The organism is Pseudomonas sp. A-RE-22 (assembly GCF_019956035.1).
Classification (GTDB): domain Bacteria; phylum Pseudomonadota; class Gammaproteobacteria; order Pseudomonadales; family Pseudomonadaceae; genus Aquipseudomonas; species Aquipseudomonas brassicacearum.
In genome coordinates, this window is the sequence record NZ_JAHBCZ010000022.1 from 157866 (window position 1) to 170066 (window position 12201).

The following is a 12201-nucleotide window of genomic DNA, read 5'->3' on the forward strand; positions in this document are numbered from 1 at the left end:
GGGGAGGCAATCTCCCCGCGTCTGTCCTGCAACGTTTCGGATGTTTGTATCCAGGCTGTTTGTTCCCTTCCAAACCCAGCCTCCATGGAGGAAATCATGAGTGCTTTTTCGAATGTCACAGTGGGTGGCGCGCCACAGCTACGCCTGTTGCACACCGGTCTGTCGAGTCCTTACTGCCTCGATTCGACGCCGCTGCTGGAACGTCAGCAACAGCAGGAATCCAACGCCCGCAGTTACCCGCGACGCATTCCCCTGGTGCTTGAAAGGGCCCATGGCATTTATGTGCAGGACAGCCGAGGGCAAGTGTTCGTCGATTGCCTGGCCGGTGCCGGGACCCTCGCGCTGGGCCACAACCACCCGGTGATCATCGAAGCCATCACCCAGGTCATGGCGGCCGGTGTGCCGATGCATACCCTGGACCTCATGACGCCCGTGAAGGACGCATTCGTCCAAGAGATTTTCGCTTGCCTGCCCAGCGAGTTCGCTCGCCATGCACGCATCCAGTTCTGCGGCCCGAGTGGGGCCGATGCGGTCGAGGCCGCGCTCAAGCTGACCCGTACCGCGACCGGACGGCATTCGGTCCTGGCGTTCGAAGGGGCCTATCACGGGATGACCCTGGGCACGCTGGCCATCAGCGGCAACCTGTCGCCAAAGAATGCCCTCGGCGCGTTGATGCCCGGCGTGCAGCGCCTGCCGTTCCCCCACGACTATCGTTGCCCGTTCGGGGTGGCCGGCGATCAGGCGGTCACGTTGAACGTTCGATACCTGGAACACTTGCTCAACGACCCGGAAAGCGGAGTGACCGCGCCAGCCGCGATGATCCTGGAGCCGATCCAGGGCGAGGGCGGGGTGATCGCCGCGCCGGACCGTTGGCTGCAGGAGCTGCGCCGGTTGACCCAGGCCCACGGCATTCCGCTGATCGTCGACGAGATCCAGTGCGGTATTGCCCGCAGCGGGCGGATGTTCGGTTTCGAGCAATCGGGCATCACGCCGGATGTCATCACCCTCTCCAAAGCCATCGGCGGCGGGTTGCCGCTGTCGGTCATGGTCTACCACGAGTCGCTGGACGTCTGGCAGCCGGGTGCCCACGCCGGCACGTTCCGCGGCAATCAACTGGCGATGGCGGCGGGTACCGCGACCTTGCGTTTTATCCGCGATCAAGGCCTGGTCCAGCACGCCGAAACGGTGGGCGTTCACCTGCAGAAACAATTGCAGGCGCTGCAAAACGAGTTCGCCTGGATCGGCGATGTGCGTGGACGCGGCCTGATGCTCGGCATGGAAATCGTCGACCCGCAAGGCACCCCAGACGTACAAGGCCATCCGCCGGTGGACACGGCCCGGGCCAAGGCGTTCCAGCAGGCTTGCCTGAAGCACGGCTTGATCGTTGAACTGGGCGGACGCCACGGCGCGACCGTACGCTTCCTGCCGCCGCTGATCATCACCGAACAGGAAATCGATTTCGTCGCGAAAATTCTGTTCCAGGCCGCGAGCACCATCAACGAGCGCCCCGCAGACTGATCACCCAGGTCCGGACCCGCATCCAGACACAACACCAAACCCTGTGGGAGCGAGCTTGCTCGCGAAGGCGTCAGCACATTCAACATCACCGCAAGCAGACCCACCGCTATCGCGAGCAAGCTCGCTCCCACAAAAGATTGCAGGTGCCCACAACACCTGGATTCAACACCAAACCCTGTGGGAGCGAGCTTGCTCGCGAAGGCGCCGGCACATCCAACATCACCACAAGCAGACCCACCGCTATCGCGAGCAAGCTCAGCTCCCACAGGGATTTGTGGCGAACGCCGGCCCCCTGATCACCCCGGCCCCCCTGTGGGAGCGAGCTTGCTCGCGAAGACGGCGGCACATTCAACATCAATGCAAGCTGATCCACCACTATCGCGAGCAAGCTCGCTCCCACAATGGATTGCGGGCGCCCTCAGCATCCGGATTCAACACCAAACCCTGTGGGAGCGAGCCTGCTCGCGAAGACGCCGGCACATCCAACATCACCACAAGCTGACCCACCACTATCGCGAGCAAGCTCAGCTCCCACAGGGATTTGTGGCGAACGCCGGCCCCCTGATCACCCCGGCCCCCCTGTGGGAGCGAGCTTGCTCGCGAAGACGGCGGCACATTCAACATCTATGCAAGCTGACCCACCGCTATCGCGAGCAAGCCCGCTCCCACAAGGAATTGCGGCTGCCCACAGCATCCGGATTCAACACCAAACCCTGTGACAGTTACTCAAGCACTGGCGTGGGTCAGCCCCGTCAACGTGTCCGCGATGGCCTTCGTGCGTTGTGCGGTGCCTTCGGTGGTGCGGCTTGAGTCTTCCAGGGCATCGAGCATCTCGCGCAGGGCGCTGACGGCGACGGACTGGTCTTCGATCTGTTGGGCGACGCCTTGGATCTCCGTCGAGAGCAGGTCAATGTCCACGCCGATTTCCGCGGCATTCTTGCGGGTGATTTCCGCGAGCTTGCGGACCTCATCAGCCACCACCGCAAACCCTCTGCCCATCTCACCGGCGCGCGCTGCTTCGATGGCGGCATTGAGCGCCAACAGGTTGGTCTGTCCGGCGATTTGCTGGATGACCTGTACGATCGACTGAATACGCAAGCTTGAACTGGCAAGCGCACGGGCGCCGACCACCGCTTCACCCGCTTGCGTGGCAAGCTGTTCGACGGTCGTGCCGGCCTGCTCGGCGACGCTGTTTTGTCGGTCGATCGTGCCCGTCAGGTCATCCATCGACAAATGAAGTTCGCCAGAGTAGTGCTTGATTTGCGTCGCCATCAGCGCTTGTTGCTGGCTGGCCTGGGCCAATACCTGGCCCAGGTCCGTCAGGCCGTCGAACACCGGCAGGATGGTGTTGTCCAGGCCGCGAGTGTCCAGGGCGCTGCTGAAATCATTCATCTTGAACGCCATGATCTGCTTGACCACGACATGGTTCAGGCCCGCCAGCTTCTTGATCTGGCGGCGCAGGAAAAACGCCTTGAACTCACCGTAGTGAGCAATAAAGTTGTCGACGTACTCATCGACAAAACGGGCGCCCTTGGTGACTCTGAAGAAGAAAATCGCCGTGAGTGTCTGGTTAAGGTTCAAACCGAGAATTTCACCAAACGTCGAGAAGCCGGCCAGAGGCACGTCCCCGAAAATACCGGCCATGCTGCCCAGGTCGCTGCTGTTGTTGAGCCGGCGCAGGATGCAGTCATTGAGAATAGCGGCCACCGGACGGCCGCCTTTGCCCTTGAGGAATTTCTCGTAGTCGAGTCGGGTCGCCTCGTGAAGGGGCGTGCGCTTGACCATCACCAGCTCTTCGCCGGGCGCCACGTCGCAGAACAGCTGGATCATTTGCTGCTGATAGTCGATACGGGCAATGGAACGCACGAACAGCTCATCGCCCACACGGATGGCGAATGAATAATCGGCCAGCTTCTTTTCCAGTGCCTGGGCACTGCACTCGAATGCATCGCACAGCGCCTGGACCATGCTCTTGATGTTGCCACGGCTGTCGATGACCTGGCCGATGGTGCGGTCTTCGACCGACGCGGTCAGCACGCTGAACGTCAGCCCGGCAGGTTGGAAGTTCTGACTCTTGAACACCCCGAAGCGCACATCCGCCGCGGTTTTCAGGAAGACAATCTGCGCGTGGTTCTGATAACTGCGCTGCCCATCACTGATCAGGGTCTTTTTGAAATCCGTCTTGCCACCGGCCGAACCGCCGACGAACAGGCAAGGGAAACGTCCCGACTCATAGAGCGCCTCCATGAAGAACGACTCGGAAGCCGAAAGCCCATCGAACACCACGTAGGCCAAGGTATCGCGGTGGTCAATGGGCGTGCTCACTTGCGCCTGCTTGATGTTAGTCACCAACCTGGCGATTCGCTCACGCATGGCCAAGCGCTTGCCGCCACCGCGAATGTCCTCGCACTCCAGCGGCACCATCACCACCTCGGCCGACACAATCACACTGGCGTCAAACAGCTGCAGCACCACTCGATCCCAGGTATCGCCGGTCTGGCAGTACAGCGTGTTCGCGCCGTTGCACAACTCACCCGACGTCGTGCACAGGCTGATGGCGCTGTGGGCAAAGCGCTTCTTGACCTTGGCGGCGACCTGGTCGATGTCCAGGTGCGGGGAGATGAACCCGGTAATCAACACTGGGGTGATACGTATGTTGGCCAGTGCCTGGTCAAGTTCAGCAGAGGTGCAGACCACGCTGACCGCGCCTTGAGTCTGGGCGCGGGCCTTGTTGAATAGATTCAGTAGGTTCATGGCTGGACTCGGTTGAGCGCGACGTGACGCGTACGAGGTATGCGTGTGGAGCCCTTTCTCTTTAGCGGTCACGGTTGGGGACTTGTATGGGCGTGAGCTTGTGCTTTTGCGGGGGCGGTCCATAGGGGCTTTTGGTTGGGGTTTACTCCGCCTGTTGATCAGCGACTTTCGTATAGGTCCCAGGAGAAGCCTAGCTATCGCGAGCAAGCTCGCTCCCACAGCTTGCCCGCCGGCCGTTCGTTGACATTCGGTCTTCCTCGACCATTATTAAGTGCCTCCAGAGTCATCACTCCTCCAGAGGCACGATCATGGTGCAAACGGACATTCTCATTGTGGGAGCCGGCCCTACTGGATTGGTCCTGGCTTTGTGGCTCACCCGGCAGGGGCTTGCTGTCAGGATTGTCGACAAGAGCAGCGGACCGGGGGAAACCTCGCGGGCCATGGCCGTCCAGGCCCGCACACTTGAGCTGTATCGCCAGCTCGACATGGCCGATGCGGTCATCGAAGCCGGGTACAAGACCCCGGCCATGAACATGTGGGCCCGGGGGAAACGCAAGGCGCGGATTCCCCTGGTGGACGCTGGCGGGGATGTATCGCCTTATCCTTTTGTCCTCATATACCCCCAGGATCGTCATGAGCGGCTGTTGGTCGAGCAGCTTCAGTCCCTGGGCGTCGAAGTCGAGCGGCAGACTGAACTGCTGTCCTTCGAGGACCGTGGCGACCACGTTACCGCGCGCTTGAAACACGCCGATGGTCGCGAAGAAACGCTGACGACCGCTTACCTCGCAGGATGCGATGGTGCGCGTTCGCTCGTGCGTCATCAGGTGGGGAGCGGCTTCGAGGGCGGCACCTACAAGCAGTTGTTCTACGTGGCGGACGTGTCTGCCAGCGGTTTCGAGCCTGCGGAGGAGGCCCATATCGCCTTTGATAAATCCGAATTCGTGTTGGCGTTTTTCTATGGCGAAACTGGCCAATATCGCCTGATCGGTACGGTTCGCGATGAACGCGCGGAACATCCAGAGACGCTCACGTTCGAGGACGTTGGTCATGACGCCATCAACGGCCTGAACATCAGGATCAATGGCGTGAACTGGTTCTCCACCTACCGGGTCCATCATCGCGTCACGGATCAGTTCCGCTGGGGCAGGGCGTTTTTGCTGGGAGACGCGGCGCACGTCCACAGCCCGGCCGGTGGCCAAGGCATGAACACCGGCATCCTCGACGCGATCAATCTGGCCTGGAAACTGGCGGCGGTCGTGAAGGGACAGGCGCCAGACGCGTTACTCGACAGCTATCAGGCCGAACGCCAGGCGTTTGCGCAAAAACTTGTGGAAACGACGGACCGGCTGTTCACCTTTGCTACTGCCCAAGGCAATTTTGCCGACTTCGTGCGCACGCGCATCGCACCGCTCTTCGCAAGTGTCGCCTACAAAAGCGAAAACGTGCGTGAGCACCTGTTCCGGATAGTGTCCCAAACCACCTTGAATTATCACCAGAGCCCGTTGAGTGCCGGCAAGGCGGGTGACGTACTGGGCGGTGACCGTTTGCCCTGGGTACCGGTGCCGGGCGCTGACAACTACCAACCGCTCGCATCCATCGGCTGGCAGGTGCACGTCTACGGCGAGGCCGGGGCGGACCTGAAAGCCTGGAGCAGCCAGCATCAGATCCCCCTGCACACGTTCACCTGGCAGGCTGAGCATCATAAAGCCGGGCTGTGCCGGGACGCCGCCTATCTGCTGCGTCCCGATACCTACGTCGCCCTGGCGGATCCCCAGGCGTCTGCGGCAACGTTGAGCCGGTATTTCAGCGACCGAGGCCTGACGCTGCCGGCTTGAGCGCGTCAGGTGTGGCGATTGGCCCTCAGCCCAGATCCCCAGCCTCATGCCGCTCTGGCACTTGGCTCGCTTCGTCACCCCACGTACGGTTGACGCGTTGCCCGCGCAGGACGGCCGGTCGCTCGGCAATCGCCTCTGCCCAGCGCTGCACATGGGTGTATTCGTGAGCACTCAAGAATTCGGCGGCGCCGTACACGTTGTTGCGCACCAGTTGGCCATACCAGGGCCAGACCGCGATGTCGGCGATGGTGTAGTCATCGCCTGCCAGGTATTGGCTTTCGCCGAGGCGGCGATCGAGGACGTCGAGTTGACGCTTGGCTTCCATGGTGAAGCGATTGATCGGGTATTCGAGTTTCTCCGGCGCATAGGCGTAGAAATGCCCGAAGCCACCACCCAGGTAGGGGGCAGAACCCATCTGCCAGAACAGCCAGTTCAGTGTTTCGGTGCGGCCTGCCAGGTCGGTGGGCAGGAAGGCGCCGAATTTTTCCGCCAGGTACAACAGGATCGAGCCGGATTCGAAGACACGGATGGCAGGTTTCACGCTGCGGTCCAGCAGGGCCGGGATCTTGGAGTTGGGGTTGACCTCGACAAAACCGCTGGAGAACTGGTCGCCTTCGCTGATGCGGATCAGCCAGGCGTCGTATTCCGCGCCCGTATGACCCAGCGCCAGCAGTTCCTCCAGCAGGATGGTCACCTTCACGCCATTGGGCGTGGCCAGGGAATAGAGCTGCAACGGGTGCTTGCCAATCGGCAAGGTTTTTTCGTGAGTCGGCCCAGCGATAGGGCGGTTGATGCTGGCGAACTGGCCGCCAGACGGGGCGTCGTTTTTCCAGACCTTGGGCGGAACGTAGGACGCTTGGCTCATCGGGACATACCTCATCGTTTGCTTGTGGTGTGATCCCCCAGAGTCTACCGCTGTTCGTTCATGATTCGCGCCACTTCACCGGAAGCCTTGAGCTGCTCGAAAGCGCGCTGGGCCTTGGCGACGACTTCGTCAGGTGTGCTCAGGCTGAACGCCAGGTGGACCTTGTGGGGTTGCTCGTCGAGGGTATAGACCTCTTCCAGCGAAGTGAAATCCACTTGGGCATCCTTGCTCATCAGGCGCGCGGTGTTCTCCGGCATCGGCAGCATTTGGATCTGGTGATTCAGCAGCTTTTGAAAGTTGTCGTGGTTGTTGGCCGAGATGACCAGCCGGGTAAACCCACGCTGTTGCAGGTAAATCTGCTTGGCGTCATTTCGCACCACACCGATGCTGTACTGCTTGGCATCCTCGAGGTTGTTGACGACGATGCCTTCACTGTCTCGCATCTTGTAGAGCCGGCTCGCCACCCGGTGTATCTCACCGACCCATTTGAACAATTGCTCGCGGGCCGGGGTGCGGTCCAGCGGGAAAATCAACACGTTAGGCTCGTGCAGCGCCTTTTCGTAGGCCCGGGCCCACGGGTACAGCGACAGGCTGTAGTCGGTGAGCTGCGCGTTTTTCAGCGTTTCTTCGGCGATGCGAATGCCCGGCCCGACGACCTTGTCGTCACGCTGGTAGGCATAGAGGGAATCTTCGGTCACGACTTCGATCGTCTCGGCGTGGCTTTGCAGGCTGATCGAGGTGAGAAGCAGGCACGAGCAGAGTATCAGGCGATAGTGCATATACAGACCTCATGGCACGCGATGGTTTACAGGGCGACGCAATCGCGTCCCTTGTGTTTGGCCCGGTACAGCGCCTGGTCGGCGCGTTGCAGCAGTTGATCGAAATGGTCCATGGTCTCCGGGTCCAGCTCGGCGACGCCGATGCTCACGGTGACAAACGACGAGACCTTGGAACCGCTGTGGGGCAGTTCACGTTCCGCCAGGCTTGCACGGAAACGTTGGGCGGCCTCGCAGGCCTGGGCGGCATCGACGTTGGGCAGGACCACGACGAACTCTTCGCCGCCGACGCGCGCGGTCAGTTCGCCAGAGCGGCCGAACACGCTGCGCAGGGTCTCGGCGATCTCTTTCAAGCACAAGTCGCCCTGCATGTGGCCGTAGGTGTCGTTGTAGATTTTGAAGAAATCGACATCGCACATGAGCACCGCCAGCGGGGTCTTGTGGCGGATCGCCCGGCGAAACTCGATGTCCTTCAACTCGTCGAAATAGCGACGGTTGGCCAGCCCCGTCAAATCGTCGTGGCGTGACAGTGCTTCGAGGGCCTGGTTGGCCGCCTTCAATTCCGCGGTGCGGGCCTCGACCAGTTCGGCCATTTGGTCGCGGCTGGCGGCAAGGGCCAGTTCGTCCGAATGCTGGCGTTCCAAATGGGCGCGCAGGTTGTCCTGGAGTGTATTGACCTGGAATTCGAGCAGACTCAGCTCGTCCTGGCGCTGCACCGCCCGTTGCAGCTTGAGGTGACGCTTGAGGGTTTGCGGCGCCAGTTCGCCCAGGTGCCGGGCGATGTGCACCACATGCACGGTCACCAGGCGGTTGAACACGGTCATGACCAACCCTGCCAGCAGCAAGGACTGGATGAACTGGGTGATGACGATGCTGCGTGCTTCGCCCCAGAGGCGCTCCCACAGCAGGTTATTGTCGCCTTCGATGGTCAGCTCGCCGACTTTTTCATGGGCCCCGGCGTAGGGTTGTGCGATGAGCTGGCGATGCAGCACCGGCACCACGCCCGATTGACCGACGGGGTATCGATTGAGTTCGATGACTTCAGGCGCTTGCCCGGGGCGCAGGATGTTCAATACCAGGCGTCCCACGGGCGCTGCCATGGCGACGCTGGCGATTTGCTGGTCAAGGGATTCACGGTCCAGTTCCCAAATGGCATGGGCCAGGGTGTTCTGGAACACCTGGTCGATCAGGGCCAGCTCAGAATTCATTTCCGCCAGGTTGTTTTCCCAGGCCAACCAGGTGCGCCAGGTGACCATCGCCAGGGTAAAGAGCAGGCAGAACAACAGCGTTGCCAGTACCAGGCGGCGCCCCAGGGAGCTGAACGCCTTGGTCTGTGGTTGTAAGGAGGACGCCCTACGGAAATTGGCATCCATGTCATAACCATTTGCGCAGGATGGCATCGTAGACGCCATTGCGCCGGATGGTCTCCAGGCCCACACGGAACTTCGCCACCATATCGGCTGGCGTATTGCGGCTGAATGCCATGCTCAAGCCGTCTGCGCTGCTCAGCTCGGGCAGCGCCAGCGAGCGGATCAGCAATTTGTCCGGGTCTTCGCCATTCTGGCGCGTCAGGTACAGCGCGTTGAGCTCGTTGGAAATCCACAGCTCCACGTGATCGACCTTGAGCTTGCGGTAGTTGTGTTCGTATTTGGTGCTCGACTGCAATTCCTCGCCGATGCGAAAGCCCTTCGAGACCAGGTATTGCTCACCCACGTCCTGATTGACCGTGGCGATCTGATGCCCATGGGCATCGGCCAGCGAGTCGAGTTTCACTGGCCGGTCCGCCAGCGAGTAGATGTACCACTGCGTCGGGCCGATGCTGCCGACCCACTGGAAAAGCGGTTCGCGTGCAGGCGTGCGGACGATCGAGTAGATCAACACGTTGCTTTCATTGAGCGCCAGTTCGTAGGCCCGGGCCCACGGCATGGAATGGATAGGCGCGTCCATGCCGACCTCCTTGAGCACGGCCTGGACCACCTCGGTGCTCATGCCGGTCATTCGACCGTTCTGCGTCATGTTGTAGGGCGGCAGTTCCTCGGTCACGATGCGCAGCGGCGCCTCTGCCGCGCAAGCGCTTGCAGCGAGGAACATCAGGACGCCCCACACCAGCAGGCGATTCAGCGGCAAACCCATTGATCATTACCCTATGCAACTGCAGAACCCGGAGGTCTGGAAGCTATTATTGATAGGGTTATCGGCTGGGCTGGCGCCTGCTTGAGTCCGGCCTGTCGAAACTGCCAGCCCAGCCGCAGGATCAACCGTTCAACAACGTCATCGTGTGCGCCTGGTATCGGTCGCCTGCCACGGCACCTTCGCCTGCGAAAATTCCATCCAGCTGGGCCAATTCGTCAGCGCTCAACATCACCGAAGCCGCTGCCACGTTGCTTTCCAGGTACTTGCGCTGCTTGGTGCCCGGGATCGGGATGACATGGTCACCCTGGGCCAATACCCAGGCCAAGGCCAATTGCGCAGCGCTGATGCCCTTGTCCAAGGCCAATGCCTTGACCCGCTCTACCAGCGCCAGGTTGCGATTGAAGTTGTCGGCCTGGAAGCGCGGGTTGAAGCGGCGATAGTCATCGGCGGCGAAGTCCTCCGGTGATTTCAGCTCGCCGGTCAAAAAGCCCCGGCCCAAGGGACTGTAGGCAACGAATGCAATGCCCAGGCGCCGGCAGGTATCGAGCACGCCATTGTGTTCAGGCTCACGGGACCACAGCGAGTATTCGCTTTGTACCGCTGCCAGGGGATGCACGGCGTGGGCCCGCTGGATGGTCTCGGCGCTGGCTTCCGAGATCCCGATGTGGCGGACCTTGCCGGCCTTGACCAGCTCGGCCATGGCGCCGATGGTTTCTTCGACGGGCACTTCAGGATCGATGCGGTGCTGGTAGTAGAGGTCGAGGTAATCGGTATCGAGGCGCTTGAGGCTGCCCTCGACAGATTGCCGGACGTAGTCGGGGCGACCATTGACGCCGCGGGCATGGGGATCGCTGCTGCGCACCAGGCCGAACTTGCTCGCCAGGTACAGGTTTTCACGCTTGCCACGCAGGGCCCGTCCGAGCAGTTCTTCGTTGGTATGCGGCCCGTACATGTCGGCGGTGTCGAACAGCGTCACGCCCAATTCCACGGCGCGGTGCAGCGTGGCAATCGCTTCGCGCTCGTCCACGCCCGTGGTGTAGAAATCCGACATGCCCATGCAGCCCAGGCCGATGGAGGAAACGTGAGGGCCGCGATGGCCGAGTTGGCGAGTCTTCATGCTGATAGCTCCTGGAAATGAACGACCTGTGCAGTCTCTATCAAGAGGTTTCCTGGATAAATCCAAGATTATTGGTTTAACTATTCGTGATATCTAAATAATGAGGCGCGAGATTGGACCGATTACAGGCCATGCAGGTGTTCCGGCGCATCGTTGAACTGGGCGGTTTTGGCAAGGCGGCCGATGACCTTGGGCTTCCGCGGGCCACCGTCAGCCTGCTGATCCAGCAGTTGGAAGCCCATCTGGGCGTGCAACTGTTGCAGCGCACCACCCGGCAGGTGCGCGCAACGCTTGATGGGCAAGCGTATTACCAGCGCAGCGGCCAGTTGCTGGACGACCTCGATGACCTCGAAAGTTCGTTGTCGGCGCAACGCAGCCAGCCGCGCGGCACCTTGAAAGTGGACATGCCCATTGCCTTTGGTTGCACCTGGATCGTGCCACGCCTGCCGGATTTCTATCGCCGCTACCCGGCGTTGCAACTGGACATCGGTTTTCATGACCGCCAGGTCCATCTGCAGCGCGAGGGCGTGGATTGCGCAATCCGCGCCGGCAACGTCGTCGACCAGGCGCTGGTGGCGCGTCCCATCGTGCGCCTGCATCAATTGACGTGCGCCAGCCCTGACTATCTGGCCCGCGCCGGCACGCCCGGGCGGTTGGAGGATTTGGCGGCGCACCGGGCCATCGGGTTTGCGTCCGGCAATGGGCGGTTCTTTCCGTTCGAATTCGAGGTGGCGGGGCGGGTGCGCGAAATGCAATTGCCCAGTGACTTGAACGTCAACAATGCCGACGCCTACGTGACGGCCTGTGAAGCGGGATTCGGCTTGATCCAGGTGCCGCGTTATCACGTGCAACAGCAGTTGGCCGAAGGCCGGCTGGTTCAAGTGCTCGACGACTACAGCGTGCCGTTGTGGCCGATCTCAGCGGTGTACCCGCCCCATCGACAGTTGTCGCCCAGGGTGAGGGTCTTTATCGACTGGGTGATCGAGCTGTTGCACGGAGAGGCGGATGCCCAGGGGGCGCTGATGGAGAGGGTGTAGGCCGAGCTGTTGATCGTTCCCACGCTCCGCGTGGGAATGCCTCTACGGACGCTCCGCGTTCGGCTTTTGAGTGGACGCATAGCGTCCATGGCTGCATTCCCACGCAGAGCGTGGGAACGATCAATGTGGGAGCGAGCTTGCTCGCGATAGGGCCCTGTCAGTCAAT

9 protein-coding genes and 1 pseudogene are annotated in these 12201 nt (G+C 61.3%); 3 read left to right on the top strand and 7 right to left on the bottom strand.

The features are described from left to right. Positions 1 to 96: 96 nt before the first annotated feature. Entirely contained in the window at positions 97 to 1518 is a 1422-nt protein-coding gene (locus KGA89_RS12740) for a diaminobutyrate--2-oxoglutarate transaminase (protein WP_223471721.1), read from the top strand. A 726-nt stretch (positions 1519 to 2244) separates the two neighbouring features. Here the strand turns inward: KGA89_RS12740 and KGA89_RS30795 are convergent. Both KGA89_RS30795 and KGA89_RS30800 read right to left on the bottom strand, forming a co-directional pair. Continuing rightward, positions 2245 to 2922 (bottom strand): methyl-accepting chemotaxis protein, encoded by a 678-nt coding sequence (locus KGA89_RS30795; RefSeq protein ID WP_371916742.1) that lies wholly within the window; start codon positions 2920 to 2922, stop codon positions 2245 to 2247. Positions 2923 to 3117: 195 nt separating this feature from the next. Next, positions 3118 to 4395: pseudogene (locus KGA89_RS30800) on the bottom strand (FIST signal transduction protein); the annotation flags it as partial. Positions 4396 to 4580: 185 nt separating this feature from the next. On the opposite strand from KGA89_RS30800, the gene KGA89_RS12755 reads away from it, so the two are divergent. Beyond that, positions 4581 to 6107 carry an FAD-dependent oxidoreductase gene (locus tag KGA89_RS12755; RefSeq protein ID WP_223471722.1) on the top strand — a complete coding sequence of 509 codons (1527 nt, stop codon included), beginning with the start codon at positions 4581 to 4583 and terminating at the stop codon, positions 6105 to 6107. A 25-nt stretch (positions 6108 to 6132) separates the two neighbouring features. On the opposite strand, the gene yghU is transcribed toward KGA89_RS12755, so the two are convergent. The 5 genes from yghU to KGA89_RS12780 form a co-directional block, all read right to left on the bottom strand. Then, positions 6133 to 6972 carry a glutathione-dependent disulfide-bond oxidoreductase gene (yghU, locus tag KGA89_RS12760; RefSeq protein WP_223471723.1) on the bottom strand — a complete coding sequence of 280 codons (840 nt, stop codon included), beginning with the start codon at positions 6970 to 6972 and terminating at the stop codon, positions 6133 to 6135. Positions 6973 to 7016: 44 nt separating this feature from the next. Beyond that, on the bottom strand, positions 7017 to 7751 hold the full coding sequence (locus tag KGA89_RS12765; protein ID WP_223471724.1) for a substrate-binding periplasmic protein: 735 nt from the start codon (positions 7749 to 7751) through the stop codon (positions 7017 to 7019). Positions 7752 to 7777: 26 nt separating this feature from the next. Continuing rightward, entirely contained in the window at positions 7778 to 9121 is a 1344-nt protein-coding gene (locus KGA89_RS12770; RefSeq protein WP_223471725.1) for a diguanylate cyclase, read from the bottom strand. A 1-nt stretch (position 9122) separates the two neighbouring features. Next, the gene (locus KGA89_RS12775; RefSeq protein WP_223471726.1) at positions 9123 to 9881 is read right to left on the bottom strand and encodes a substrate-binding periplasmic protein; all 759 of its coding nucleotides are present in this window, start codon (positions 9879 to 9881) and stop codon (positions 9123 to 9125) included. Positions 9882 to 10002: 121 nt separating this feature from the next. Then, complete coding sequence (locus KGA89_RS12780; protein ID WP_223471727.1) at positions 10003 to 10998, bottom strand: aldo/keto reductase; 996 nt, start codon at positions 10996 to 10998, stop codon at positions 10003 to 10005. A 113-nt stretch (positions 10999 to 11111) separates the two neighbouring features. Between KGA89_RS12780 and KGA89_RS12785 the strand changes: the two genes are divergently transcribed. Next, positions 11112 to 12035: a LysR family transcriptional regulator gene (locus tag KGA89_RS12785; RefSeq protein WP_223471728.1), complete on the top strand. Its 924-nt coding sequence runs from the start codon at positions 11112 to 11114 to the stop codon at positions 12033 to 12035. Positions 12036 to 12201: the final 166 nt, after the last annotated feature.